Below are 25,404 nucleotides of genomic sequence, written 5' to 3' on the forward strand. Positions count from 1 at the left end.
GACAAGGTTAGACCAAGATTGTGAAGCAGTGTTACAGCTTAAAAGCTTTTCGGGACAAGACAAGGTAGTAGGCCAAACCGATCGAAGCGATGCTGAGCCAAAATGTAAAATAGCCGATCTGCGGCATATATTGATCGAGCATAGAATAATTCGGCATCATTCCAAACAAGTAATCAATGGCATCGTTATGCAGCGTCCAAACAGCCGCAAGCGCCAAATGCCACCCTTTGAACCGGAAATGCGGGGCGTACAGCACGCCTTGCACAGCCATTGCGAAGTGCGACGCGATCAGCATATACCCCGTCCAATGAAGGCTTCCGGTCACCACAAGCACGAGAACATTCATTACAACCGCCCACAGCCCGTATTTGACAAGCGTAACAAGCGCAAGCGCCTCAAAAAGCGGAGCATTCCTTCCCAATAAAAGTCCGATGAGAACGAATAAAAAGAACAAGGTCGCCGTCGGGCTGTCGGGAACGAAGATCAGAAACTTCGCTGGCGTATTCGTCAGCTGCGGAAGGTACCAATAATACCCGTAAACCGTACCGAAGAAATTAATGATCAAAAGCAGCAGAAGCATCGGCTTTTGAGCGAGCATGTAGGAAATCAGTTTCAAAGCAATCAACTCACAGTCTCTTTAAATAAAAAAAGCCGCCGCCGGGTCAGCTTCACAGATTGACCGCAGAACACCTGTCGAGAAGCGGCGGCCTTTCCAGCTTCCGTGCCGGTTCACTGTCAGCAGCGGTCAAAATTGAAAAGGCCATCGACATTGTCGACAGCCCGAGAGGCTGACTTGCCGTCAGCTTCAGCTCTATCAAGAGTATAGCCTGCCTTCATCAACTTGACAACCGTTTTATTTCGCCGTTGTTTCGGAGATGAATTTAGACAGTTCTTTAAGCTCTTTGTCAGATCCTTTAAAAACGCCGGCAGGCATTTCGCCTTTTCCTTCCTTGGCGATTTTCGCAATCTCTTCAGGAGACAAGCCGTTGTCAACGAGAGACGGGCCTGCCGCTCCTCCTTGCATGTTGTCTCCGTGGCACGAGATACAGCCCTGCTCCTGATAAATCTTATAGCCTTCCGCACTCGTATCAATATCGGCCTCTTCCTTGATTTTACCCTGCTCTTCAGCAGCGGCCCAGTCGTGAGTGACAACGGACTGCCACGTTAAGAAAACCGTCGCTGAAATCGCCAAAAGCATCAACCCTACGGCAACCGGGCGTTTAAACGGCCTTCTTTCAGGGCCTCTGTCAAGAAACGGCGCCAATAAAAGCGCTCCGAACGCAATTGTCGGGATAATAATCGCGCCGACAACCGTATACGGTCCGGCAGCATATTCGTATTTCAGCAATTGGTAAAGAAATAGAAAATACCAGTCTGGCAAAGGTATGTAGCCGGTATCGGTCGGATCTGCCATCCGCTCGAGCGGAGGCTCATGCACGATGGTCAGCACGAGAAAACCGACAAGGAAAACCGCTCCGACCATCCATTCTTTCAGCAGGAAATTCGGCCAGAACGCTTCCGTTTTCCCTGGAAATTCGGAATAATCTTTTGGAATATTCGGTTTTCTTTCCGCCGGGATCCGTGAATCACCGACAAACTTCATCCCTTTTCCCCTTTTCATGCCATCCCCTCCTTCTCAATTGAGTCGCTCGTTTACAGCGGCCCAGAAATTCCTTGTTTGCGAATCATGATAAAGTGTGCAGCCATCAGTCCGAACAGAGCGGCTGGCAGGAAAAAGACGTGTATGGCAAAAAAGCGCGTCAACGTCTGAGCGCCGACAATATCCGGATGACCGGCAAGCAATGTTTTAATTTCCGAGCCGATCAGCGGCGTCGCCTCAGCAATCTGCAAACCTACTTTTGTCGCAAACAGAGCTTTCATATCCCAAGGCAAAAGGTAGCCTGTAAAACCTAAACCAAGCATGACAAAGAAGATTAAAACGCCGACAATCCAGTTCAGCTCTCTCGGCTTCTTATAAGCCCCCTGGAAGAAAACCCTGAGCGTATGAAGAAACATCATCACGATGACCAAGCTTGCACCCCAGTGGTGCATTCCCCTTACAATCTGTCCGAACGCCACTTCATTTTGCAAATAATAAACAGATTCCCAGGCATTTTTAATATCCGGAACGTAGTACATCGTCAAAAACATGCCGGACAGCACCTGAATCACCGTCACGAAAAACGTCAATCCCCCGAAGCAGTACACGAAAGCTGAAAAATGGTGAGCCGGGTTTACGTGTTCAGGAACTTCATGGTCGGCGATGTCCCGCCAGAGCGGCGTAATATCAAGTCTTTCATCCACCCAGTCATAAATTTTGTTTAGCATGATCACCCATCCTTCCTCGGCTTGGCTTTCCCTAAGTAAAGGTAGCCGTCTTTAACCTCTTGCTCATAGCGGTCCAAAGGAGCAAGCGGCGGAGTTCCGGGCACGTTGGTACCATCCTTTTCATAAAGTCCGTAATGGCACGGACAAAAGAACTTATTCGGATTTTTAGGATCGCTGTTCCAGTTGACCGTACACCCCAAATGTTTACAAACCGGTGATAAAGCTACAATTTCGTCCCCACTTTTGAAAACCCACGCCGATCTCGATTCTTCCGATTCGTACCAGGCATCCACTTGTTTGATTTTAAAATCGAAGCGCTGCGGTTCATTTGTCAATTCATCAACGCTGACAACCTGAACCATGTCCTGATCTTCAGTCGGCCTTAAAACCGGATCGAGCGCGAAGCGAACCATAGGCATGAGCATCCCCGCCGCCATAAAGCCGCCGACTCCGGTCAGCGTATAGTTTAAAAACTGACGTCTGGATACCCGATGTCTTTTTTCGCTCATCTTCATATCCCCCCTCAAGTCCCCAGCTACAATATAACTGAAATAGAAAAAAATTCATGAAACTAGGACACCCTCATAATATATCAATATTTTAGGAAGGTCAACATTCCCAAAATCATTATACAAAGGAAATGTAAGTGTTTTTATCAAGAGTTCCAATATTGTAACAAAATGTTCAATATTTGCTCAATTTGATCTTCCAGCAGCTTCTGCTTTAACGAATCCTTCATATGTTCGAGAGGAATCGCCGGAACCCACAGCAGCTTTTGCTCGCTGTCGAGCATCTGCTTCCAGCGTTCATCCGTCGTTAAAAAAACGATGTGGCGAAAATGTTTTTCGGCCATTTCTTTTAAATCGGCGATATGCTGCGCCGATTTTTCATCCGCTTCTAAATATGTACAGGGCGGAAACAGGTAGATTCTGCCCTTCAGCTGCCTTTCGAGTTCTTCTGCAAGTATAGACGTAAATTCCCCTTTTGATACGGCCGATTTAAACTGATCTCCAAGATCAACCGATATTAAAGGGATGACAGCTGTATCGATGTATTCTTTCGCGTTCAAGTAAACATCCGCATCGTGCGTATTCCATTTCACGGCTTTCGTCCTCCCCGTTTTGACAGCGCTTTCTCAGAGCTGAACAAGCCTTGCTTTCGGCAAGGCTTGATTGGCAGCGGATTATCGCAGCTGGCTCAGTTGTTTAGCTAGTTTTTCGAAGCTTTCTTTATCCTGGCGGTCAAGCGCTTCGTCGATTTCCCGCAGCAGCTTTTGTCTCTGAAAAGTGGCAATGGAATGCTCCAAAATCTGTTCAGCGACAATTTTATCTTTTTCATTTTCATATAGGTCTTTCGGAATATGCGGATTGGCTTCGAGTACAGCCGCATATTCCGGAGAATTATAGGCTGAGCGGAAGTTCAGCTGGATAAAGAGATCCTGCTGCTTATTCAGCCTGATATCATGAAATGATTTTTCTGCATCGGTCGTCATGACATTTTCTTTATAAAAACGAAAAGGCACTTCCTCAACGCAGTGGGTAGACATGATAATGCCCCTCGGACAAAATTCGGCCTGCTCGACAAAATGCACTTTTTCCATCAGCGAGTCATGGCTCATTAAATAATTCAGAATCCATACACACTCTCTTCGTTTCAGCTGATAATGGTTGAGAAACCAGCGGATAAAATCTTTTTTTTCATTGACAGAAACAGGGGTCTGCATGTTATTCCCTCCTCTATCGCATCTTGTGTATTACTTTATAAATTCCACACAAACCGATCATATCCTGCTTATTCAAAGGAATTTTCATCTTCGATTCTGAAAATCGTCTCCTGGACTTCCTCGTTTGCCGGGTCGAGCTCTGCCAGTTTTTTCAGCAGAGGCAGCGCTTCTTTCCGCCGTCCTTCTTCAAGCAGAAACATGGAATATTCGTAAAGGAAATCGGCGTCATCCCGATAGTGCAAAAATGCGTTCTCATATTCCTCGCGGGCTTTGTCGTACGCTTCGGTCCGGGCGAACGCCGATGCCAGATGCCAGCTGAACTTCGGATCATCCTCTCCGTATTTGCGCACTTCCCGAACGAGTTCAATGATGCTCTCATCGTCTTCTTCTTCAAGAAACAGGGCAAGCAGTGTATGAACGGCTTCCAGATATCCGGGATCCAGCGCCAGCGCTTCACGAAGCAGCTCCTTCGCTTCCGAATGCCTTTTCGTTTTTAAGGCTGCTTTTGCAGCAGAAAGATAAAGCTCTTTGTTGAATTCATCGACACGGATTCCTTCTTTTGCCGTTTCGAATGCTTCCTCATAAAGCCCTTCTGTTTCAAAGCTGTTGGCCAGAGGCTTGTAAAGCGAAGAATAAGCGGGATCCATTTCCTTCAGCTCTGTCAGCTGTTTAATCGCAGTTTTAGGATACCCCGCTTTCAGTGCCGTAAAACCAAAGCCGAACAGTGTGTTGGGCTCGGGGTTCTCCTTGACGGCTTTTTCATACCATTCAAGCGCTTCTTCAAACGCTCCGGATGAACTTAATGATTCCGCCAGCCTTTGGTACACATTGACGCCGCCGATGACGGCTTCTTCTTCGGCCGCTTTTTTGAATTGACGGACCGCTTTGCCGTAAGCTCCCTGAGTAAAATACAGCTCTCCCAAAGCAAAATCGATAACCGGCTCATCCGGCAAAATGGCTTGCGCCTTTAACAGCTTTTGCTCGCTGACTTCAAACAGACCCTGCATCTGATAGAGATCAGCCATTAAAAGCAGGCACTGCGGGTACGCCTCGTCTGTTTCCGGAATCGTTTCGAGCACGCTGAGCGCTTTTTCTTCCTGATCGGTTTCGATGAGGAGTTCGGCATAAAAGCATGTCAGTTCTGTTTCATCCGGATACAGTTCATGGAGGTCAGTCACGATGGCGATAGCCTTATCGACAATTCCCCATTCGTAATACAGCTGGGCTACTATGGCTTTGTCTTCATCATGAAGGTCAGACTCGATATCAGCAAGTTTTTTCAATCCGCTTTCCGGGTGGCCTGCTTCAACTAATTTTATGGCTTCTTGAATAGAAGTATTCAAATCTAAACGTCCCTTTCTTTCGTCAATTCATCACCGGCCGTATCAGCCGGCATATCGCGGTGAGTTACTTACTATCATAATTCACGCGGCGGTTTCCGGCAAATATGTTGCCCGCACAGCTGTATGGAAGCAGATTGATTCTGTTAAGACAAGCTATGCCGAAAACATTCGTTTTATGAGCAAATGCCCGGCTTTCATGATTTTCCGGGCAGAAAAAGCCTGAGCACAATGCTTCAGGCTTTTTCTGCAAGCTTTTCGATATGTTCAAAAAATGAAGGATATGAGACGCTCACAGCTTCGGGCTGTAATATGTCGATCGGCTGCTCGCAGATGCAGGCGGCGATCCCCAGCATCATTCCGATCCGGTGGTCCCCATGGCTTGAGACCTTCGCGCCGCCTGTAAGAGGCGTCTTGCCGTGAATCTTCATCCCGTCTTCCGTCGGTTCGATGTTCGCACCGATTTTTTTCAGCTCTGAGGCGACGGTATCGATCCGGTTCGTTTCTTTTACTTTGAGTTCAGCCGCATCTTTAATGACCGTCGTCCCTTCAGCCTGTGTTGCTAGAAGCGCGATGATCGGTATTTCATCGATGAGGCGCGGGATCAAATCGCCCGAAATTTCGGCTGCCTTCAAAGAGGACGTTTTGATTCTCAGATCGCCGTACGGCTCGGTATTTCCTGTGTCCTTTTCTTCGATTTCAAGATCGGCTCCCATTTCTTTCAAGACATCGATGATTCCCGTCCTGGTCGGATTGAGTCCGACATTGCGAAGCACGACTTCACTGCCAGGAACAAGCGATGCTGCTGCCAGGAAAAACGCAGCTGATGAAATATCACCCGGCACAAAGACTTCTGCTGCTTTCAGCTGCTGCCCGCCCTCAATGGACACGCTCGTTTCATCTTCCCGAAGGCTGACGCCGAACATAGACAGCATCCGTTCCGTATGGTCTCTTGATTTATGAGGCTCCGTCACCGTTGTGGTGCCTTCGGCCTGCAGACCCGCAAGCAGAACGGCCGATTTGATCTGCGCACTTGCAACAGGCGACTGAAAATCGATCGCCTTCAGATGTCCGCCGCGGACAGAAAGCGGTGTGTATTCCCCTCCGGCGCGGCCGTCGATTTTCGCCCCCATTTTTCGAAGCGGTTCTGTAACACGCTTCATCGGCCTTTTGGCGATGCTCTCATCGCCGGCAACCGTACTGTGAAACGGACGCCCCGCCAAAATGCCGAGCATCAGCCTGATCGTCGTTCCGGAATTCCCCACATCGAGGAGCTCGGCAGGCTCAGCGAGCTGATCGAGCCCTTTGCCGCGGACGGTGACATCACTGCCATTCTGTTCGATTTCGACACCCATTTTCCGAAAGCAGGCGATCGTGCTCAAGCAGTCGGCTCCTGGCAAAAAGTTTTTGATGACCGTTTTCCCTTCTGCCATGGCTCCGAACATAACAGAACGATGGGAGATGGATTTATCTCCCGGAATATGAAGCTCTCCCTTTAGTGAACTGATTTTTCCTCTTTTCATGTGTTCCACCTCAATCAGCATAAAATGTTTCGTATTTTGCGCGGGTTTGGATGCATTTTTCGGCGCGTTTTCGATCTTCATCGGATTGAAAGCTGATTCTGAGAACACCGTTTATGTCTTCCCTTGTTTCGATAATCCGGATGTTCGTAATGCTGATTTGCTCGTCGGCGAGGATCGCCGTAATTTCCGAAATAACCCCCGGATGGTCCGGGACATCGACATAAAGATCGTAAAAGGAAGGAATCGCGCCTTTTTGCCGCAAAGGCAGACCGTCGCGGTATTCCTTGGCTTGCCGAAAAAATTCAAACAGCCCGTCTGCATCTTCATTTTCGACAAAAGACTGGATTCTGTCCAGCTCTTGTTTCCATTCGTCAAACCGCTCCAATATTTTATCTTTATTGTGCAAGAGAATATCGCGCCACATCGCCGGGCTGCTTGAGGCAATCCTCGTGATATCGCGGAAGCCTCCTGCGGCAAAACGCTTGACGAGCGGGTACTGATCTTCGAATTTGACGGTCTGGTGGACGAGACTCGCCGCCACGATATGCGGAAAATGGCTGATCACGCTTGTAACAGCGTCATGTTCAGCAGGAGACATTTCCACAAACTTTGCATTTGTTCCTTTGAGCAGATCTTTTAAAGAAGCAACCGCTTCTTTGCCGGCGGAGCCGGATGGCGTCAAAATATAAAACGCGTTCTCGAAAAGGAAGTCTTTGGCGGCAGCGACGCCCGATTTATGCGAGCCTGCCATCGGATGGCCTCCGATAAACCTGTAGTCATCCGGCAGCACTTTTTCGGCATGGCTGACGACCTTTTGTTTCGTGCTGCCGACATCTGTAATGAGCAGCTTTTTCTTGATGCCTGAAGCGGCAAGCTCATCAAGCATGTGAAGCGTCTGTTCGACCGGCGCCGCTAAGAAAACAGTCGACGCTTCTTTCACCCCTTCTAAAAAAGAAGCGGCCGGAGCATCAATTACGCCAAGCTTTTGTGCAGCCCTTGCCTGCTCTTCTGACACGTCAAACCCGATAATCCGTTTGCCCGGGTGTTCCTTTTTGATGGCCAGGGCGATCGAACCGCCGATTAAGCCCAAACCGGCCAACAAAATCGTTTCATTCGGTTGAGTCATTTTTTATCACCTAGTTCATCAATAGACTAAAGAGGTGACTGAATCATCACCTCTTACAACATGCCGGCTAACGTTTTCAAAAAGCCTTCGTTCTGTTCCTTCGTACCGACCGATATTCTAAGGAACGTCGGAAAGCCGAGCGCATTCCCGGATCTGACGATATAGCCTTTTTTCAGCAGCTCTGAGAAAAGTTCGTCTGCATCCCGTTTAAAATCAATCAGCACAAAGTTCGTTTGTGAAGGATAGTAATTTAGCCCGTGCTCATCACAGAAATCGTAGTACTGTTTGAGCCCTTCATTGTTTTTTCTCACACAGTCGTGGATAAATGCCTGATCGCCGAGGGCGGCAAGCGCGGCCGCCTGGCCGAGCCGGTTTGTATTAAACGGCTGTCTCGCCGGCTCAATCGCCTGAATCAGCTGTTCAGAAGCAATCCCGTAGCCCACCCTTAAAGACGCCAAACCGTAGGCTTTTGAGAACGTCCTGAGAATCATCAGGTTCGGAAAGCGCTCCAGAAGCGGGATGGTCTCGGGGTAGTCTTCAGCCGTTACGTATTCGTAATAAGCTTCATCAACGACAGCAAGGACATGTTCCGGCACTTTTTCAAGGAAACGGATCAAGTTGCGGCCGGATTCATACGTTCCGGTCGGATTGTTCGGGCTGCAAACCCAGACAACCTTCGTCTGTTCATCGATCGCCTTCAGCATTGCATCAAGGTCGTGGCAGCCGTTTTCGAGCAGGCCGACTTCTCTGACTTCCGCTCCTTCGATGACAGCGTTGTGCTTGTATTGTGAAAATGTCGGATTCGCCATTACAGTGTTTGAGGCAGGGTCCAACAAAGAACGGGAAATAATTTGAATGACTTCGTCCGTTCCGTTTCCCAGGATGATGTTCGTTTCATTTACGCCGAGATGGGAGGCAAGCTTTGTTCTCAATGCCGCACTATAGCCGTCAGGATAGAGAGCCATTTGCTGCACCTCAATCTGGAGGGCTTCCTTTGCCGCTTCTGAACAGCCGTAAGGATTCTCATTTGAAGCGAGCTTGACGACCCGGTCGAGGTTGAACTCTTTTTTGACCTCTTCAATCGGTTTGCCCGGCTGGTAAGGCGTTAATTGTTTTAACTGTTCTTTAATTTGCAACATTCTGTCACCTCATTTTACCATGTACGATCCGCTAAATGTCTTAGCGTATGCCTCAAACGCCTTTAAGGCTTGTTCCCTTGTCTCAGGGGCGACGAGTTCGTCTTTCAGCTCCTCGATCTTTCTGACAAGGGCGCTTCCCACGACAACGCCGTCCGCCAGTTCATTCATCATCTCCACTTGTTTGGAGCTGGAAATCCCAAACCCGACGGCAACCGGGACGGAGCTCATTCCTTTAACAGACCTGATAAATGAAGAAACAGAATCTTCGAATTCATTGCGCACACCTGTGACACCGAGCGAAGAAACGCAATACACAAAACCTTCCGCCTGCTGCGTTATTTTTTGAATGCGCGATTCGCTTGTCGGCGCGACCAGCGAAATATAGGTAATCCCGTGTTTTTTACACTGCTGCTGCAAATATACGCTTTCCTCAAAAGGAAGGTCCGGTACAAGGAGTCCGTCTAGCTGATTTTGTCGCAGTAAAGCGAAAAAGTGATCTGTATCTAATTGTAACACAGGATTATAATACGTAAAGAGAATAATCGGAATATGGACGCCGTTTTTTTTCATTTCACCGCCAAGCCTGATCGCTTTTACGATGTTCATATCGTTGTCAAGCGCCCTTTTTGATGCGCGCTGAATCACCGGGCCGTCAGCGAGCGGATCAGAATACGGAACCCCGAGTTCAAGGGCGGACGCTCCCGCCTCTTGAAGAGATTTTGCCAGCTCGATCGAGATTTCTGGCAGCGGGTCTCCCGCTGTAATAAACGGAACAAATAGCTTATCGGACGGCTGTTTTTTCAGATTGAACATCTTGATTCACCTCTTCTTCCAACACCTTCATCAAGGTATGGACGTCTTTGTCTCCCCTGCCTGAAAGGCAGACGAGAACGCTTTTCTCTCTCGGCAGTTCTTTAGCGATTTCAAATGCTTTTGCCAATGCATGGGCGGATTCAATAGCCGGCAAAATGCCCTCAGTCTCTGTCAGCAGCCTTAATGCCGAGACCGCTTCATCATCTGTGACAGATTCATACGTGACGCGCCCTGTTTGATGAAGATGGGCGTGCTCGGGGCCGACTCCCGGATAATCAAGTCCGGCTGAGATGGAATAAGGCTCGATGATCTGTCCGTACTCGTCTTGAATCAAGTAGGTCAAAGAACCGTGGATGACGCCTTTTGTACCCTTTGTGATCGTGGCCGCATGAAGAGGTGTGTCAACACCTTTTCCCGCAGCTTCGACTCCGATCAGTTCAACAGTTTCTTCAATGAACGCGCTGAACATCCCGATCGCATTGCTTCCGCCTCCGACACAGGCGACAACTTTATCGGGGAGGCTTTGCTCCAATTGATAAAACTGCGCTTTCGCCTCTTCGCCGATCATCCGTTGAAATTCGCGGACGATATAAGGATACGGATGCGGCCCGACGACGGAACCGATCATGTAAAAATGGTCCTGGCAATGCTGAACCCAGTAGCGGATCGCTTCGTTTGTAGCATCTTTTAATGTCCCGTTTCCGCTTGACACCGGGACGACCTCCGCTCCCAAGAGCTTCATCCGGAACACGTTCAGCGATTGTCTGGCAACATCTTCCTCCCCCATGAAGACGATGCATGATAAGCCGAACTTCGCGGCGACAGTCGCCGCCGCCACACCGTGCTGGCCTGCACCGGTTTCAGCAATGAGCTTTGTTTTTCCCATTTTCTTGGCCAGGAGCGCCTGGCCGAGGGCATTGTTGATTTTGTGGGCGCCTGTATGGTTTAAATCTTCTCTTTTTAAGTAAATCTTCGCTCCGCCCAGCTGCTTAGTGAGCTGGTCTGCGAACGTCAAAGCCGTCGGCCTGCCTGAGTAGTCATTTAAAAGCTTTTGATAATCCTTTTGAAATGAAGGGTCGTCTTTCAGTTCAAGAAACGCTTTTTCGATTTCTTCCAAAGGCTGCATGAGTGTTTCCGGGACGAATTTCCCGCCAAAATCACCAAACCTGCCTTGTTCATTCGGATATGAATACATGTTCGAACATCCTTTCTTCTAAAAGGCTGATCAGCTTTTCGCTTTTTCTGCCTCTTTCTTCGATTCCGCTTGCCAAGTCGATTCCCGGCGGACGCCGCTTTAAAAGATCTGCGATTGTGTCCGGGTTCACGCCTCCGGCGATAAACAGGCGCTTGCCTTCTCTTTGGGCTGCATCTATATACAGCGGGACGCTGTCCCACGAAAACGAAACTCCCGTTCCCCCTCTCATCCCTTTGACAGACGAGTCGATGACATACCCGTCGATGTAAGGTGCGAAAGAAGCCATGCTCTGTACGGTATCATTCCCGTGAGGGAGCGCCTTCCATATCTCGCAGTCTGTCATGCTTTTAAGCCGCTTGATGTCTGCCGCCGTTTCATCTCCGTGAAGCTGGATCACGTCCAAGCCTGCATCTTTTACGATTTCAGCCATTCGGCTCATGTTTTCATTAACAAAAACGCCGACAAGCTTTTTACCTGGCGTATCCGTTTCGCCGCACCACCGTTTCACATCCGCCGGGTCTACCGACCGTTTGCTTTCGGCGAAAATAAATCCGAGATAATCGGCTTTCGAGCGGGCTGTCACCTTTAAATCTTCCAATGAATGAATCCCGCAATATTTTAGACTCGGTTTCTTCATCAGCCGTCCTCTCCGAATAACGCATAGACAGCCTTCAGCTGTGACGTCTCTCTCATCAGCGATTCGCCGACAAGCACGGCTTGGGCTCCGCACGTTTTTACAAAAGTCAGGTCTTCCGATTTTCCGATGCCGCTTTCGCTGATGAGAACGGTCCCCGGCGGAACGAGTTTCGCCATTCGCTCCGTTTGTCCGACGGTCGTTTCAAAGTTTTTTAGATTTCGATTGTTTACGCCGATGATTTCGGGTGTAAAGACATTTAAAATGCCCTCAAGCGTCTCTTCGCCATGTACTTCGACGAGCACATCCATGCCTTTTTCAACGGCTTGCTGATAGAGTTCAAACAGCTTTTGCGGTTCAAGCGCTTCACCGATCAGCAGGATCGCATCCGCTCCGATGCGGTCCGCTTCTTCAACCTGAATGGAATCAATGATAAAATCCTTGCGCAGCACAGGCAGGGAAACCGAGCGTTTCACATCTGACAAATAACTGTTCTTCCCTTGAAAAAAAGGTGTATCTGTCAGAACAGACAAACAATCGGCTTTAGCCTGTTCGTATTGTTTTGCGATCTTGACGGGCTCAAAACCCTCCTGAATCACGCCTTTTGACGGAGAAGCTTTTTTCACCTCCGCAATTAAAGCGACAAACCGGTTCGGAGAAAGGAGCGCTTTTTTAAATGACCGCTTTGGCAGTTTTAAATCTTCCGGCAGCTTGATCTTTAGGATGTCTTCTCGTTTTCTATCAATAATTTGATTAAGCATACAACTCTTCCTCTTTCTGTTTTAATCGCTCCAGCTGATTGAGCGCTTCACCGCCAGCAACAGCTTCTAAAGCGAGCGCAACGCCCTCTTTTAAATCCGCTGCCTGTTCTGCGACGTATAAAGCGGCTCCGGCATTAAACGCTGCGATATGAACAGCCGAGTCCGGACCGCGGTTTTTCAAAATATCGACGATCAGACGGCCGCTTTCTTCAGGCGTCGCCACCTGAATGTCTCTCAGCCTTCCGAGAGGCAGTCCAACATCGCCCGGCTCGACGGTGTATTCGTATGTTTTGCCGCCTTTCAGTTCAATTACATCTGTCGGCGATGTGATCGACAGTTCATCAAGACCGTCCCGGCTCGAAACAAACAATACGTGCTCCGGTTCAAACGCTTCAAGAGCGCGGGCCATAAGCTTTGCTTTTTCGATCGAGTAGACGCCGATCACCTGGCGTTTGGCCTTCATCGGGTTGCTGAGCGGGCCGAGCAGATTGAATACGGTTCTAAAAGCCAGATCCTTCCTCGCGCCTGCCACGTGCTTCATGGAAGAGTGATAGCTTGGCGCATACAGGAATCCCATATTTCGGCGTTCAATGCTCTTAATCGTTTCTTCAGGCGACGTCTGAATAGAAACGCCGAGATATTCGAGAACGTCAGCGCTCCCGCTTTTTGAAGAAACGGATCGATTACCGTGTTTTGCGATTTTTGCCCCGGCTGATGAAGCGATGATCGCAGCCGCTGTGGAAATGTTGAAGGTGGAGCTTCCGTCTCCTCCGGTTCCGCACGTATCAACAACATGCTCCGGTCCGTCTATTGTATGCGCCTGCTCCCGCATGGCTCTGACAAATCCCGTAATCTCTTCAGCCGTTTCTCCCCTGTAGGCGAGAACGGACAGGAGGCCTCCGATTTCCGCAGCGCTCAGCGAGCCGGTCATCATGTCGCGCATGATGCTGTGTGCCTCGGTTTCATTCAGTGTCCGTCCGTTAACGCATGATTTCAGCAGTTCGTTCATTGCCGTCCTCCCCCTTTTCGAGAAACGTTTCTTCTGCGATTTGAATCGTTTTTAACAGAGCCCCTGCTTTATTGCAGGTCTCTTCCCATTCTTTTTCAGGCACGGAGTCGGCTACGATGCCCGCCCCGGCCTGAATGGACGCCACTCCGTTTTTCACGCTCATCGTCCGGATCGTGATGCACGAATCGATATTTCCGTCAAATCCGATATAAGCAATGCATCCTCCGTATGTTTCCCTCGGTTCGGGCTCAAGCTCATTTAAAAGCTGAATCGCGCGGATTTTCGGAGCGCCGGTCAAAGTTCCGGCCGGAAATGCGCTCATTAAAGCGTCAACCGGGTGGACACCCGCTTTTAAAGTGCCGGTTACGATCGAAATGATGTGCATGACGTGCGAAAAGGAAACGATTTTCGTAAACTCGGGCACTTGGACAGACCCGTACTCAGCTACTCTGCCGATATCATTTCTCGCCAAATCGACAAGCATGTAATGCTCCGCTTTTTCTTTCTCATCAGCCAATAGTTCTTTTTCAAGCCGCTTATCCTCAGCCTGATCACCGCCCCTTTTCCTTGTGCCGGCGATCGGATGGATTTCAAGATGGCCGTTTTGAACATGGATCAGACGTTCGGGCGAGCTTCCGACGAGATCGCGGTCAGGAAGCCTCATGTAGTACATGTACGGGGACGGGTTGATCATTCTCAGCACTCTGTATAACTCAAAAGAACCGACCTTCACCGGAATGTCGAACCTTTGCGAAAGGACGCCTTGAAAAATGTCTCCCGCTTTAATGTATTCTTTCAAGCGATCGACATCGGCCAAAAACCGGGATTTCTCATATGTTGATTGAATCCCTTCAAAGCTGGGGGCCGTGTGCCGTCCTTGCGGAAGAAACAGCTCTTTCGGCGTTTTCCGGTCTGACAGCCTGTGTGTAAGCTGCTTGAGCTCTTCTTTCCCCTTTTTGAAAATGCGGCGCTTTTCCTCCCTATTTTCACTGCCTTCAAGCCTTGTATAGTGGATGAAATGCAGCTTTTTCAGTTCGTGATCATAAGCGATCATCGTCCGGCAGACAAACAGGAGGCATTTTGCCATTTCCGTTTCTTTGCTGTGCCCTTTGATGGACGGTTCAATGAGCGGCATTAAATCGTAGCTTAAATAGCCGACCGCTCCTCCTGTAAACGGGATGTCGAGCTCAGGCGCTTTGATCGAATACGTCTCCGACATCCATTCGAGAACGTCTTTTAACTGTGAAGCCGAATAAAGCTTCTTCTGCTTTTGATCGCAGGCGTGAAACCGGCCGCGTTCTTCTTTGATCGTCAAAAAGGGGTCAAGGCCGATGAAAGAATATCTTGACCATGCAGAGGTTTCATCCTGGCTTTCCAGCAAATAGACGATGTCTTCCTGCAGCTTCTCGACCAATTGAACGGGCGTCAGCGTATCGACGGAAAAACTCTCAATAATCGGTATCGTTTTAAAGTGTGAAGAATCCTCTGAAAAAGAGGCAAAATCGGTTTGCAGACTCAACTATCTCTCACTCCCTTTCAGGCGGAGAGAATGAGAAGAAGGCCTTTAGAGGACAAATGATTGAATTGACGAGGGGAAAACGAAACAAACCCAAAAGAACAGCGTCTTTTGGGTAGAATGAATAAACGTTTTGTCTCAACTCAGCTCATCTCAACTCATTCTCAATCTACCCTAGTCTCATACTCAGCTTTTCTAAACTAAAACCCCATACACACTCCTGTGTATTTCAAGGTTTCTACAATCGTATTACAATTCAGTATTTTTTGTCAATGATAAATCAGGTCTGAGCGTTACTGCATTTTCCAAATAAACATGGCGGACTTCATCCTGCCGCATATCCGTCTGAACCGTCATCATCACTCTGATGCATTTTTTAAGGCCGTGTTCAACATCCATTTCCTGCATGCACATGACGGGCACATGCTGCCAGCCGTCAAACGTTCTGACGACCTTCGCGGGAAAAGCAGCGTGTATATCGGAAGTAGCAGAAATTAAGATCTGTACGACTTGTTCAGGTTTGAGTCGATTTTCATCGATCATTTTTCCGATCAGCTGCTTCGTCCGCTCCGTAATGTCTTTTTCTGTATCCCGGTCAATGGTCGTCGCTCCCCGAATCCCGCGCATCATCATTTGTCTCCCTCCAATCTCCACATATTCAGCCATCGTTCGATTTCTTCGGCTTTAAAGGAGTGCAGCCGCACACTGCCGATCTTATCCAGAAGGACAAACTGAATGATGCCTCCGCGTGTTTTTTTATCGTTCATCATTCGATTGATAAGGGCTTCTGTTGAAACTTCGCGTTTCACGCTTTCCGGATAGCCGAGATTTTTCAGCCAGGCGGCGATTTTCGTACGGTCAACAGGACAATTCAGCACCTTCTCGCTGACAAACAAAGCAAATTGCATGCCTAAAGCGACGGCATCGCCATGGGTGATCTCTCCGTAGCCGTATTCGGCTTCAACGGCGTGGCCAAGCGTATGCCCGAAGTTCAAATAGGCCCTGATTCCCTGTTCGCGTTCGTCTTGTGAGACAACTTCCGCTTTAATCGAAATGCCTTTGTAAACCATTTCACTGAGCTGGCCGGTCGTAATCGCTTCTATTGAATCAAGTTTAAGCAATTCGTTCAAGAAAGATTCATCACGGATAAATGCGTGCTTAATGACTTCCGCAAGACCTGAACGCATTTCTTTTTCCGGAAGCGTGCTCAGGCATTCGGTGTCATATACCACCGCCTTCGGCTGATGAAAAGCGCCGATTAAGTTTTTTCCGAGCGGGTGATTAATGGCCACTTTCCCTCCGACTGCGCTGTCATGAGACAGCAGAGTCGTTGGGAATTGCACATAATCGATGCCCCTCATAAAAGTTGAAGCGACGAATCCTGCAAGATCGCCGACAACACCGCCGCCCAGCGCCACAATGCATGACGAGCGGTCAAGGCGAAATTGAATGGCTTCCGTCTGGAGCTTCATAAACATATCGATGGATTTGGCCTGCTCGCCGCTTGGCACCGCAACCTTTTTGACGGGCCATTTGCTGCGGAGAAGACTGAACAGCTCTTCTCCATAGCGTTTATCAACTTCTTCGTCGGTGATCAAAAGCAGTTTCGTCATCGGAAGGTTCAAGGATGACAAAAGCTCTGCCGCGTTTTTTCTAATGCCTCCCCCGATGAATACCGGGTAGGACAAAGAAGCGGTTTCGATTTGAAGTGATTTCATTAAAACTCCCTCGCAAGCTTTCTCATTTTCTCAACATTTTCAGCGATCCGGTCCATTTGGTCAACGCCAAACTGCTCGACGATCGCATTTGCGATTTCCCATGCAACAACCGCTTCAGCCACCACGCTTGCGGCAGGGACAGCGCAGGAGTCGGAACGCTCGATGCTCGCTGTAAACGGCTCTTTTGTCTCGATATCAACGCTTTTAAGCGGTTTGTATAACGTTGGAATCGGCTTCATCACACCTCTGACGACAATCGGCATTCCCGTTGTCATTCCGCCTTCAAGACCGCCGAGACGGTTTGTTGCCCGCGTATAGCCTTTTTCTTCGTCCCAGATGATTTCGTCATGGACTTCACTGCCGTTTTTGCGTGCGGCTTCAAAGCCGATGCCGAATTCAACCCCTTTAAAAGCATTGATGCTCAGTACGGCGGCTGCAAGCTTGCTGTCGAGTTTTCGGTCGTAATGGACATAGCTGCCGACTCCTACCGGCACCCCTTCAACTATCACCTCGACGATTCCGCCGATCGAATCCCCATTTGCTTTTGCTTCATCGATCGCGTCCATCATTTTCCTGCCCGCTTCTTCGTCATAGCATCTGACAGGGGACTCTTCGGTTACTTTTTTCAAGTTTTCGATAGATTCGTAATTTGTTTTTTCAGCTTTTACTCCGCCGATCTCCAGCACGTGGCCGGCCACTTGAATGCCGAGCTGGGAAAGGATCTTTTTGGCGACGGCTCCTGCCGCTACACGGACGGTCGTTTCTCTGGCAGATGAACGTTCAAGCACGTTGCGCATGTCTCTGTGCCCGTATTTGATCGCGCCGTTCAAATCGGCGTGCCCCGGTCTCGGCCTTGAAATCTGTCGTTTCATTTCGCTTTCTTCTTCAGCCGTGATCGGCTCTGAACCCATGATTTTCGTCCAGTGTTTCCAGTCATTGTTTTCGACGACGAGAGCGATCGGCGATCCAAGAGAACGCCCGTGTCTTACACCGCTTGTGATCCGCGCCTGGTCTTTTTCGATTTGCATCCGGCGTCCGCGGCCGTGGCCTTTTTGACGTCTTTGAAGCTCGTAATCGATGTCTTCTTTTGTGATATAAAGCCCCGCTGGGACTCCTTCGATAATTGTCGTAAGCTGCGGACCGTGAGATTCACCGGCTGTTAAATACCTCATGCTTTCGTTCTCCCTTCATCACATTAACGCTTTTAAGTAAAACTATAACATAACCCTTTATAAAAAGTCAGCTAACTTTTTTGATAGAAAAACGTATCTGTCGATTGAAAACCGTATTTTTCCGGATTGAAGATCTGTTCCGTGCTTCCGACAAACAAAACCCCCTTATTCTTCAGGCTGCCGCTGAACTTATGATAGATCTTTTCTTTTGCTTCCTCCGTAAAATAAATGAGCACATTGCGGCATACGATGATATCAAAATCTTTCTCATACGGATCAGCCAGTAAATTGTGCTTTTGAAAGCGGATGTTTTTCCTGATCTCGTCTTTGACTTTAAAGCGGTTTCCGTCTTGCGTAAAATAAAGTTCTTTCATCTCTTTCGGCACTTCCTGCAGGGACCTTTCCTGATATACGCCTTCTTTCGCTTTCTGAAGGACTTTGTCATCGATATCTGTTGCGATAATCTGATAGTCTGTGAGGCCTTTCTGTCTGCTTAAAATCATTGATAATGTATAAGGCTCTTCCCCGGTTGAACAAGCCGCGCTCCAAACTTTCAGCGTTTTCGCAGGCTTTAAAAGCGGCAGGATCGTTTTTTCGAGAACCTCCCACCTCTTATAGTTTCTGTAAAATTCTGAAACATTGATTGTCATTCTGTCCAATGTTTCCTGCAGAAGAGCTTCATTCTTTTCTAAAGCGAGCGCAAACTCGCGGAAATCGCCGTATCCTTTTTTCTCATATAGAGACGTCAGTCTTCTTTTCATTTGCGCCTCTTTGTACAATGCCAAATCCACATCAGTCATTTTTTTCCATTTATCAACGAAGAAACTGTAATTGTCCATGTTTTCTCTCCTAATCGTCGTGCTGATATGAGTACAATTATAGCTTGTTTTCTTTTAAATTTGTATCTTTAAAAGAAAAAAGCCCGCCCGCCGGCAGCCATTCTATTCCATATAAAAAAATCAGCTTTTCAGCTGATTTTTAGTAAATCCATTGATTCATTAATTTCTCGTCTTCAACAAGTTCGTCCTCTTTAAAAAACAAGTTGATTTCGCGTGCTGCACTTTCAGGAGAATCTGAACCGTGAATGATATTTTTTCCGACAAACATGCCGAAGTCTCCGCGGATTGTACCTGGAAGCGCTTCCTTAGGGTTCGTCTTCCCGATCAGCTGTCTGGCGACCGCGATTGCGTCCTCGCCTTCCCATACCATGGCGAATACCGGGCCTGAAGTAATAAAGTCGACAAGTTCGCCGAAAAACGGTTTCCCGTTATGTTCTTTATAATGCTCGCCTGCCGTCTCTTCTGAGACCTTCATCAGCTTGGCTCCGATTAATTGTAAGCCCTTACGTTCGAATCTTAACAAAATTTCGCCGATCAGCTGACGCTGAACGCCGTCAGGTTTTACCATCACAAAGGTTTTTTCCATAGTCGATTCTCCACCCCGCTAATATGTATAGGCTTTCAACACTACAACAGAAATATAGCATTTTTCAAACAATTAATCAATAAAGGGTGGAGAATATTCATACTTTCGACTCATTTGACGTTTTTTAGAACTTTCGCTTGCCGATGTATTTCGCAATTTGGCCCAGTGCCGTCCGCGCCCGGTTTTTCGGGAGCGTTTCAAGCAGTTCGAAAGCCTTGTTTAAATACATTTCACTGACCCTGAACGATTGTTCAATGGCATCCGTTTTCTTCAGCTCTTCGATCACTGGCTTGATCTGTTCTGGAGTGGTTTCACTGTTGACCAGCATCAGGCGCGCTTTTAGCTCAGGCGATTTCCGTGCATATAATACGGGAAGCGTGACATTCCCCTGAAGCAGATCGCTGCCCACAGGCTTGCCAAGCTCTTTTTCGCTTGAGGTGAAATCGAGGATGTCATCAATAATTTGATAGGACATGCCGACATAATAGCCAAACCAGTACAACGTTTTATGAATGTTTTCACCCGCACCAGCAGCAATGGCCCCTAGCTGGCAGCTCGACGCGATTAGAAGTGCTGTCTTGCGCCTGATTCTTCTCAAATAGGTTCTGAGATTTTGCTCCATATTATATTTATCTTTAATTTGTTCAATTTCTCCAAGACAGACTTCGACAATCGCCTTGGACAAGATTTCATGGGCTTTCGGTTCGTTTATTTTTGTCATCGCTTCAAGTGAGCGAGCGAACAAATAATCACCTGTATACATCGCAATCCGGTTATCCCACTTCGCTTTGATTGTCGGCTGTCCTCTTCTCAGCTCCGCATCATCGATGACATCGTCGTGTACGAGCGAAGCCATATGTATCAATTCCAACGAAACGGCAACATTTTTAATTTTGCTGATGTCGTATTCGCCGAACATGCCGGAAAGCAGGACAAACACGGGACGAATCCTCTTGCCTCCGGCCTGCAGCAAATGCAGGCTCGCTTCACTGAGCAATGGATAGTCGGAGTGCACGGTCTTTTCAAGCTCTTTTTCTATTAATTCAATATCGTCATTCAAAAAAGAATAAAACGTTGTCAATTTCATATCGATTCACCCGAGTATTTCTGTAGTCATCATCGCTTCCAGCCGACATGTGTTGCCGCTACGCCGCCTGTGAACGGATGATATTGAACATTTTTTAATCCAGCCTCTTCAAACAACGCGGCAAGCTCTTTCATACCAGGAAATTCCCTGGCCGATTCCTGAAGCCATGAATACTCCTTGAAGCTTTTGGCAAAGAGCTTTCCAAACATAGGCATAATGAAGCGGAAGTACAGGAAGTATAGCTGTTTGAACCCGAACATTTCAGGCTGGGACGTCTCAAGGCATACAACCTGGCCGCCGGGTTTTACCACGCGCGCCATCTCTTTTAATACGGTTAAATAGTCGGGAACATTGCGAAGCCCGAAGCCGATGGTGACATAGTCGAATGTATTATCCGGGAAGGGCAGTTCCATCGCATTGCCGTGGATCAATTCGATCTGGCTGTAGCTTTCCGTTTTTTGTTCGGCGATGCTCAGCATGTTTTTGCTGAAATCAAGGCCCTTGATTTCCCCTGTCTCTCCTGCCGCATCAGCGAGCGCGATCGTCCAGTCTCCCGTCCCGCAGCAGACGTCAAGCGCTGTGGCTCCTTTTGGAACGTTCATGAGCTGCATCGTTTTGTCGCGCCATTTTTTATGCTGTTTAAAGCTGATGACGGAGTTCATCTGGTCATAATTTTTATAAATCTTTTCAAACACGCCATGTACGCGCTGTTCTTTTGACTGCACCATGATTACCCTTCTTCCACTTTCTGATGATAAGTTCGTTTTTCAGGCCGAATTTCCTGCAGGCGTTTCAGAAGCCATTTTTGGACGGCGGGCTTTTTGGCAAGCGACTGGTTGATCGCAAGCTTGGCTTCTTTATAAGCCGCAGCAGCCAGCTGTCCGCATGAAGCCTGTCCTTCCGGAAACTCTTTCTGTATGATCGTCTCCAGCAGCCGGGAATCTGAAGCTTTTTCTTCGGCCGCAAACCTTTTAAAGACAAGAAAGTCATTGGCGGCTGTTTTCCAGTGAGGCAGGTAAAAGTGGTCGGCGAGATGGTGAAAAAGTGCAGCTTCCACTATGCTGACGCTTTTTTTCAGGCTGTCTGCATCTTTTGCGGAATGGTCGTAAAGCCTGATTTTGTGTTCGTTTATTTCTTTGATGGCCGCAGCGAGCGTCCGAATCATATAAATATCCTTCATACCCGATAACAGCGAGTAGTACATGCCGCTGAAGTAATCACCGGCCAATACGGTCAGCTGGCGGTTTTTATAATCGTCCTGTTTAATTGAAGCTGCGGTCGTGACTTCATCATGGGTATCAAGGGCTGTTTGAACAAGCATCGCCGTTAAGATGTAACTTTCCTTGTCAGCTTCTTTTAAATCCGTTTCCTCAAACAGAGCGTAGAAAAGAAACAGCTTATCCTCATCAACTTTCGGCGCAGTCAGATGCTTCGCCAAATATGGATGTGAAAGCTTTTGATTCAGCTTGATTTTCAAATAAGATAATTGTCCGTAGATGTCTTGCAAAGATATCACCCTTGTCCCAAAATTCGCAGTTTTTCTTTTGATTGATTATGTATCTTTTTTGAGCGGAGAAAGTTTAATTATACCATAATATGTTGAAAGATATTGTCTTATGCCACGCGGACGGGCATAAAAAGCCAGCCTGCTATTTTTTCGATTCGCTCTTCATCTCGCCGTTTGCCGTCTGAATAAGGGCCTCGCCCCGGACCTTGATCGCGGAGGTATGCTCGGTAAACTGGCAGATCATCACTTCTCCTTTATCAAGCTTTTCTGAATGATGAAATCTCGTGTCCGTCCCCCTTGTCAGTCCGATCACATTGACGCCGTCTTCAACGGCTTTGATAACGACAAAATCATTCGATTGATTATTGGTCATGTTCATCGCACACCTTCTCATTTTTAATCATGATGTTTTGATAAGCTCCAACACCTCAGAGCGAGCAGCCACATCCTGTCTAAACGTTCCCCTTACAGCTGAAGTGACAGTTTTTGAACCCGGCTTTTTCACGCCGCGCATCGTCATGCACATATGCTCGGCTTCAACAACCACCATTACACCGTGCGGAGTCAGCGTTTCAACAATGCTGTCGGCAATTGTTGACGTAATCCGCTCCTGAAGCTGCGGACGTTTTGCCACCGCTTCAACGGCTCTCGCCAACTTGCTGAGTCCTGTCACTTTTCCGCCTTTAGGGATATAGGCTACATGGGCTTTCCCGTAGAAAGGAACTAAATGGTGCTCACACATTGAATAAAAAGGAATATCTTTAACAAGAACAAGCTCTTCGTGATCCTCGCCGAAAATCGTTTTGAAATGCTCTTTCGGATCTTCGTTTAAACCCGCAAATACTTCAGCGTACATCTTTGCGACTCTTTTCGGTGTATCAAGAAGGCCCTCGCGGTTCGGATCTTCTCCGATCGCCTCCAATATTTGCCGGACGGCTTGTTCAATTTGGTCTTTGTTGATTTCTCTCATTGTTTTATATCCTCCAGAAACGCATACATTTAATTCAGATTCTAGCACACTTCAGCTTATAAAAGCAAAATGAAAGGTTTTTTGCCGGCAAAATGTTATCCGTCTAAAAAAGGCCTTTAAATTATGAAAAGCCCCTTTGAAAAGGGGCTTTCCTGTGAAGAAACAACATGGTATGTATTACGCGCGAAAACGGCATATACATACAATTATTTTCCTGCTACAGCGTCTTTAAGCGCTTTACCTGGTTTGAAAGCAGGTACTTTGCTTGCAGGGATTTCGATTTCTTCACCTGTTTGAGGATTGCGTCCTTTACGAGCTGAGCGCTCACGAACCTCAAAGTTACCAAAACCGATCAATTGAATTTTTTCACCGTTTTTAAGTGCATCTAAAATTGTATCAAAAACAGAATCAACTGCTTTAGTAGCGTCTTTTTTAGATAGTTCGCTTGCTTCTGCAACCGCATTGATTAGTTCTGTCTTGTTCATGCCTTTCACCTCCTCCCAAAAGGTATCAATCAATAGATTATCATCATTTCTTCACAGTTCAACCTGTTTCTATACCTGTTTGAACAGAAATTTCAAATAAATATAGAAAAGGCATTTCACGGCTTCCAGCGAAAATTTCACTTTGAGAGGAACGTTTGTCCAGTAAAGTGAAGATTTTCTGTTTGTAGATTAACACATCTGAATAGCCATATCAAGCATTTTAAAGCGATGATCCCTTATTCGTCAAGGTTTAAGCAGAATAAAACGAACAAATATTCCTGTTTTTTCTTTTTTAATCATAATCTTTCCTATATTTCCAGCCGCAAGCCCTTGCCGTCCAACCCCCTTTCACCGCGCCCGTTCAGCCTGTTTTCAGGCATAAAAAAAGACCTCCCGTATGATAAGAGGCCTTCCCTTTTATAAGATGATCGCAATCAAGCCGCCTGAGCCTTCATTGATAATGCGCTCCAGCGTCTCCTTCAGCTTATATCTCGCATTTTCAGGCATGAGTGACAGCTTCGCCTGAATCCCTTCTCTGACGATCGAGCTCAAGCTTCTTCCGAATATGTCGGAATTCCAGATTGACAGCGGATCGTCCTCAAAGTCCTGCATTAAATAGCGGACAAGCTCTTCGCTCTGCTTCTCTGTTCCGATGATCGGCGCAAACTCGCTTTCTACATCGACTTTGATCATATGAATCGACGGCGCCACCGCCTTCAGCCGGACTCCGAATCTTGAACCCTGCCTGATGATTTCCGGTTCATCCAGGCTCATATCGGTTAATGCGGGAGCTGCGATTCCATAGCCGGTTTGTTTCACCATTTTCAATGCATCTGAGACTTGATCATATTCGGTCTTGGCATGGGCAAAATCCTGCATGAGCTGAAGGAGGTGATCTTTTCCTCTGATTTCAACGCCGACGACTTCCCTCAAAATTTCATCGTACAGGTAATCCGGCGCGTATAAATCGATTTCCGCGATCCCCTGGCCCATTTCAATTCCGGCGAGGCTTGCGCGCTCGATGAAATCAAATTCGCTGAAGTGTCCGACGACGCGGTCGACATCTCTCAGTCTTTTAATATCTTTGACGGTTTCTTTAACGGAATCTTGATAGTTTTCCCTGAGCCAATGATTCTCTTTTAATACCATCACCCAGCTTGGAAGATTGACGTTGACTTCGAGCACAGGGAATTCGTAAAGCGCTTCTCTGAGAACGCTCAGAACGTCCGCTTCCCTCATGCTTTCAACGCTCATCGCCAGCACCGGAATGTCGTACTTTTCCATCAATTCTTGCCTGAGCGCTTCTGTTTCCGGATGATACGGCCTTACGGAATTGATGACCATGATAAACGGTTTTCCAACCTCTTTCAACTCGTCGATCACCCGTTCTTCAGCCTCGACATAATCCTGTCTGGCGATTTCTCCAATCGTGCCGTCAGTCGTAATCACAACACCGATTGTGGAGTGCTCTTGGATGACTTTTCTCGTGCCGATTTCGGCAGCTTCGTGAAACGGAATCGGCTCTTCATACCAAGGAGTATTGATCATTCTCGGCCCGTTTTCATCCTCGTATCCCTTTGCCCCGGGTACAGTATAGCCGACGCAGTCGACAAGCCTTATATTCACATCGAGTCCGTCACTGACATGAACTGACATTGCCTGATTCGGAACAAACTTCGGTTCAGTTGTCATAATGGTTTTGCCAGCGGCACTTTGGGGGAGCTCATCTTGTGCGCGCGCCCGGTCTGCTTCATTGTTGATATTCGGGAGCACCACTAGCTCCATAAATTTTTTGATAAACGTAGATTTTCCTGTACGTACAGCTCCTACGACACCTAAGTATATATCGCCTCCTGTTCGTTCAGCGATATCCTTGAAAATATCGACCTTTTCCAAGTGATCCCCTCCCGGACTTCCAATCCTTTTCAATTTT

At 47.7% G+C, this 25,404-nt stretch carries 29 protein-coding genes; all 29 read right to left on the minus strand.

What is annotated here, in order from left to right:
• Window positions 1-31: 31 nt before the first annotated feature.
• Window positions 32-616: a DUF1405 domain-containing protein gene (locus tag MKY62_RS11850; protein ID WP_025804778.1), complete on the minus strand. Its 585-nt coding sequence runs from the start codon at window positions 614-616 to the stop codon at window positions 32-34.
• Between the two features lie 52 nt (window positions 617-668).
• On the minus strand, window positions 669-818 hold the full coding sequence (locus tag MKY62_RS11855; protein WP_016885970.1) for a hypothetical protein: 150 nt from the start codon (window positions 816-818) through the stop codon (window positions 669-671).
• A gap of 35 nt (window positions 819-853) precedes the next feature.
• Window positions 854-1,621 carry a menaquinol-cytochrome c reductase cytochrome b/c subunit gene (locus MKY62_RS11860; protein WP_003182950.1) on the minus strand — a complete coding sequence of 256 codons (768 nt, stop codon included), beginning with the start codon at window positions 1,619-1,621 and terminating at the stop codon, window positions 854-856.
• Between the two features lie 32 nt (window positions 1,622-1,653).
• Window positions 1,654-2,328, minus strand: coding sequence for a menaquinol-cytochrome c reductase cytochrome b subunit (qcrB, locus tag MKY62_RS11865; protein ID WP_003182952.1), 675 nt, complete (start codon window positions 2,326-2,328; stop codon window positions 1,654-1,656).
• Between the two features lie 2 nt (window positions 2,329-2,330).
• Window positions 2,331-2,837, minus strand: a complete 507-nt coding sequence (locus MKY62_RS11870) for a ubiquinol-cytochrome c reductase iron-sulfur subunit (RefSeq protein ID WP_003182954.1) — start codon at window positions 2,835-2,837, stop codon at window positions 2,331-2,333.
• A gap of 146 nt (window positions 2,838-2,983) precedes the next feature.
• Complete coding sequence (locus MKY62_RS11875) at window positions 2,984-3,430, minus strand: YpiF family protein (RefSeq protein WP_003182956.1); 447 nt, start codon at window positions 3,428-3,430, stop codon at window positions 2,984-2,986.
• Window positions 3,431-3,511: 81 nt separating this feature from the next.
• The gene (locus MKY62_RS11880; protein WP_003182958.1) at window positions 3,512-4,051 is read right to left on the minus strand and encodes a ReoY family proteolytic degradation factor; all 540 of its coding nucleotides are present in this window, start codon (window positions 4,049-4,051) and stop codon (window positions 3,512-3,514) included.
• Window positions 4,052-4,119: 68 nt separating this feature from the next.
• The gene (locus MKY62_RS11885; protein WP_003182961.1) at window positions 4,120-5,394 is read right to left on the minus strand and encodes a tetratricopeptide repeat protein; all 1,275 of its coding nucleotides are present in this window, start codon (window positions 5,392-5,394) and stop codon (window positions 4,120-4,122) included.
• A gap of 233 nt (window positions 5,395-5,627) precedes the next feature.
• Window positions 5,628-6,914, minus strand: coding sequence for a 3-phosphoshikimate 1-carboxyvinyltransferase (gene aroA / locus MKY62_RS11890; protein ID WP_003182964.1), 1,287 nt, complete (start codon window positions 6,912-6,914; stop codon window positions 5,628-5,630).
• A gap of 10 nt (window positions 6,915-6,924) precedes the next feature.
• Window positions 6,925-8,040: a prephenate dehydrogenase gene (locus MKY62_RS11895; RefSeq protein ID WP_003182968.1), complete on the minus strand. Its 1,116-nt coding sequence runs from the start codon at window positions 8,038-8,040 to the stop codon at window positions 6,925-6,927.
• Window positions 8,041-8,093: 53 nt separating this feature from the next.
• Window positions 8,094-9,176, minus strand: a complete 1,083-nt coding sequence (hisC, locus tag MKY62_RS11900) for a histidinol-phosphate transaminase (RefSeq protein WP_011198069.1) — start codon at window positions 9,174-9,176, stop codon at window positions 8,094-8,096.
• Window positions 9,177-9,188: 12 nt separating this feature from the next.
• Window positions 9,189-9,992 (minus strand): tryptophan synthase subunit alpha, encoded by an 804-nt coding sequence (gene trpA / locus MKY62_RS11905; RefSeq protein WP_003182972.1) that lies wholly within the window; start codon window positions 9,990-9,992, stop codon window positions 9,189-9,191.
• Window positions 9,961-11,187 carry a tryptophan synthase subunit beta gene (gene trpB / locus MKY62_RS11910; protein WP_003182974.1) on the minus strand — a complete coding sequence of 409 codons (1,227 nt, stop codon included), beginning with the start codon at window positions 11,185-11,187 and terminating at the stop codon, window positions 9,961-9,963. Before trpB ends, trpA begins: the two co-directional genes overlap by 32 nt.
• The gene (locus MKY62_RS11915) at window positions 11,168-11,824 is read right to left on the minus strand and encodes a phosphoribosylanthranilate isomerase (protein ID WP_003182976.1); all 657 of its coding nucleotides are present in this window, start codon (window positions 11,822-11,824) and stop codon (window positions 11,168-11,170) included. The genes trpB and MKY62_RS11915 overlap by 20 nt, the downstream gene beginning before the upstream one ends.
• Window positions 11,824-12,582 carry an indole-3-glycerol phosphate synthase TrpC gene (trpC, locus tag MKY62_RS11920; protein WP_003182978.1) on the minus strand — a complete coding sequence of 253 codons (759 nt, stop codon included), beginning with the start codon at window positions 12,580-12,582 and terminating at the stop codon, window positions 11,824-11,826. Before trpC ends, MKY62_RS11915 begins: the two co-directional genes overlap by 1 nt.
• Window positions 12,575-13,591, minus strand: a complete 1,017-nt coding sequence (gene trpD, locus MKY62_RS11925; RefSeq protein ID WP_009327998.1) for an anthranilate phosphoribosyltransferase — start codon at window positions 13,589-13,591, stop codon at window positions 12,575-12,577. The genes trpC and trpD overlap by 8 nt, the downstream gene beginning before the upstream one ends.
• On the minus strand, window positions 13,563-15,110 hold the full coding sequence (gene trpE, locus MKY62_RS11930; RefSeq protein ID WP_003182982.1) for an anthranilate synthase component I: 1,548 nt from the start codon (window positions 15,108-15,110) through the stop codon (window positions 13,563-13,565). The genes trpD and trpE overlap by 29 nt, the downstream gene beginning before the upstream one ends.
• Before the next feature lie 246 nt (window positions 15,111-15,356).
• The gene (gene aroH / locus MKY62_RS11935; protein WP_003182984.1) at window positions 15,357-15,740 is read right to left on the minus strand and encodes a chorismate mutase; all 384 of its coding nucleotides are present in this window, start codon (window positions 15,738-15,740) and stop codon (window positions 15,357-15,359) included.
• Complete coding sequence (gene aroB, locus MKY62_RS11940) at window positions 15,737-16,825, minus strand: 3-dehydroquinate synthase (protein WP_016886706.1); 1,089 nt, start codon at window positions 16,823-16,825, stop codon at window positions 15,737-15,739. The genes aroH and aroB overlap by 4 nt, the downstream gene beginning before the upstream one ends.
• Window positions 16,825-17,997, minus strand: a complete 1,173-nt coding sequence (gene aroC, locus MKY62_RS11945; protein ID WP_003182989.1) for a chorismate synthase — start codon at window positions 17,995-17,997, stop codon at window positions 16,825-16,827. Before aroC ends, aroB begins: the two co-directional genes overlap by 1 nt.
• 71 nt (window positions 17,998-18,068) lie before the next feature.
• The gene (locus MKY62_RS11950) at window positions 18,069-18,836 is read right to left on the minus strand and encodes a protein-glutamate O-methyltransferase CheR (protein WP_009327996.1); all 768 of its coding nucleotides are present in this window, start codon (window positions 18,834-18,836) and stop codon (window positions 18,069-18,071) included.
• 139 nt (window positions 18,837-18,975) lie between these two features.
• Window positions 18,976-19,422, minus strand: a complete 447-nt coding sequence (gene ndk / locus MKY62_RS11955) for a nucleoside-diphosphate kinase (protein ID WP_003182994.1) — start codon at window positions 19,420-19,422, stop codon at window positions 18,976-18,978.
• Window positions 19,423-19,546: 124 nt separating this feature from the next.
• Complete coding sequence (gene hepT, locus MKY62_RS11960) at window positions 19,547-20,509, minus strand: heptaprenyl diphosphate synthase component II (RefSeq protein WP_003182996.1); 963 nt, start codon at window positions 20,507-20,509, stop codon at window positions 19,547-19,549.
• Between the two features lie 29 nt (window positions 20,510-20,538).
• A complete protein-coding gene (locus MKY62_RS11965) occupies window positions 20,539-21,237 on the minus strand; it encodes a demethylmenaquinone methyltransferase (RefSeq protein WP_003182998.1) in 699 nt (232 codons plus the stop codon).
• A 2-nt stretch (window positions 21,238-21,239) separates the two neighbouring features.
• Window positions 21,240-22,016: a heptaprenyl diphosphate synthase component 1 gene (locus tag MKY62_RS11970; protein ID WP_003183000.1), complete on the minus strand. Its 777-nt coding sequence runs from the start codon at window positions 22,014-22,016 to the stop codon at window positions 21,240-21,242.
• A gap of 142 nt (window positions 22,017-22,158) precedes the next feature.
• Window positions 22,159-22,389: a trp RNA-binding attenuation protein MtrB gene (gene mtrB / locus MKY62_RS11975; RefSeq protein WP_011198073.1), complete on the minus strand. Its 231-nt coding sequence runs from the start codon at window positions 22,387-22,389 to the stop codon at window positions 22,159-22,161.
• Window positions 22,390-22,416: 27 nt separating this feature from the next.
• The gene (folE, locus tag MKY62_RS11980; RefSeq protein WP_003183004.1) at window positions 22,417-22,986 is read right to left on the minus strand and encodes a GTP cyclohydrolase I FolE; all 570 of its coding nucleotides are present in this window, start codon (window positions 22,984-22,986) and stop codon (window positions 22,417-22,419) included.
• Window positions 22,987-23,192: 206 nt separating this feature from the next.
• Window positions 23,193-23,471, minus strand: a complete 279-nt coding sequence (gene hbs / locus MKY62_RS11985; protein WP_003183006.1) for a non-specific DNA-binding protein Hbs — start codon at window positions 23,469-23,471, stop codon at window positions 23,193-23,195.
• 417 nt (window positions 23,472-23,888) lie between these two features.
• On the minus strand, window positions 23,889-25,367 hold the full coding sequence (gene spoIVA / locus MKY62_RS11990; protein WP_003183009.1) for a stage IV sporulation protein A: 1,479 nt from the start codon (window positions 25,365-25,367) through the stop codon (window positions 23,889-23,891).
• Window positions 25,368-25,404: the final 37 nt, after the last annotated feature.

The organism is Bacillus sp. FSL R7-0646, assembly GCF_037969865.1.
In the GTDB taxonomy this organism is placed as follows: domain Bacteria; phylum Bacillota; class Bacilli; order Bacillales; family Bacillaceae; genus Bacillus; species Bacillus licheniformis.

What these genes read in the sequence shown, in the direction of transcription:
- MKY62_RS11860 (WP_003182950.1), bottom strand. Translation starts at nt 1,621, where the DNA reads ATGAAAAGGGGAAAAGGGATGAAGTTTGTCGGTGATTCACGGATCCCG.
- qcrB (WP_003182952.1), bottom strand. Translation starts at nt 2,328, where the DNA reads ATGCTAAACAAAATTTATGACTGGGTGGATGAAAGACTTGATATTACG.
- MKY62_RS11870 (WP_003182954.1), bottom strand. Translation starts at nt 2,837, where the DNA reads ATGAGCGAAAAAAGACATCGGGTATCCAGACGTCAGTTTTTAAACTAT.
- MKY62_RS11880 (WP_003182958.1), bottom strand. Translation starts at nt 4,051, where the DNA reads ATGCAGACCCCTGTTTCTGTCAATGAAAAAAAAGATTTTATCCGCTGG.
- aroA (WP_003182964.1), bottom strand. Translation starts at nt 6,914, where the DNA reads ATGAAAAGAGGAAAAATCAGTTCACTAAAGGGAGAGCTTCATATTCCG.
- MKY62_RS11895 (WP_003182968.1), bottom strand. Translation starts at nt 8,040, where the DNA reads ATGACTCAACCGAATGAAACGATTTTGTTGGCCGGTTTGGGCTTAATC.
- trpA (WP_003182972.1), bottom strand. Translation starts at nt 9,992, where the DNA reads ATGTTCAATCTGAAAAAACAGCCGTCCGATAAGCTATTTGTTCCGTTT.
- trpB (WP_003182974.1), bottom strand. Translation starts at nt 11,187, where the DNA reads ATGTATTCATATCCGAATGAACAAGGCAGGTTTGGTGATTTTGGCGGG.
- MKY62_RS11915 (WP_003182976.1), bottom strand. Translation starts at nt 11,824, where the DNA reads ATGAAGAAACCGAGTCTAAAATATTGCGGGATTCATTCATTGGAAGAT.
- trpC (WP_003182978.1), bottom strand. Translation starts at nt 12,582, where the DNA reads ATGCTTAATCAAATTATTGATAGAAAACGAGAAGACATCCTAAAGATC.
- trpD (WP_009327998.1), bottom strand. Translation starts at nt 13,591, where the DNA reads ATGAACGAACTGCTGAAATCATGCGTTAACGGACGGACACTGAATGAA.
- aroH (WP_003182984.1), bottom strand. Translation starts at nt 15,740, where the DNA reads ATGATGATGCGCGGGATTCGGGGAGCGACGACCATTGACCGGGATACA.
- aroB (WP_016886706.1), bottom strand. Translation starts at nt 16,825, where the DNA reads ATGAAATCACTTCAAATCGAAACCGCTTCTTTGTCCTACCCGGTATTC.
- aroC (WP_003182989.1), bottom strand. Translation starts at nt 17,997, where the DNA reads ATGAGGTATTTAACAGCCGGTGAATCTCACGGTCCGCAGCTTACGACA.
- MKY62_RS11950 (WP_009327996.1), bottom strand. Translation starts at nt 18,836, where the DNA reads ATGGACAATTACAGTTTCTTCGTTGATAAATGGAAAAAAATGACTGAT.
- ndk (WP_003182994.1), bottom strand. Translation starts at nt 19,422, where the DNA reads ATGGAAAAAACCTTTGTGATGGTAAAACCTGACGGCGTTCAGCGTCAG.
- hepT (WP_003182996.1), bottom strand. Translation starts at nt 20,509, where the DNA reads ATGAAATTGACAACGTTTTATTCTTTTTTGAATGACGATATTGAATTA.
- MKY62_RS11965 (WP_003182998.1), bottom strand. Translation starts at nt 21,237, where the DNA reads ATGGTGCAGTCAAAAGAACAGCGCGTACATGGCGTGTTTGAAAAGATT.
- mtrB (WP_011198073.1), bottom strand. Translation starts at nt 22,389, where the DNA reads ATGACCAATAATCAATCGAATGATTTTGTCGTTATCAAAGCCGTTGAA.
- folE (WP_003183004.1), bottom strand. Translation starts at nt 22,986, where the DNA reads ATGAGAGAAATCAACAAAGACCAAATTGAACAAGCCGTCCGGCAAATA.
- hbs (WP_003183006.1), bottom strand. Translation starts at nt 23,471, where the DNA reads ATGAACAAGACAGAACTAATCAATGCGGTTGCAGAAGCAAGCGAACTA.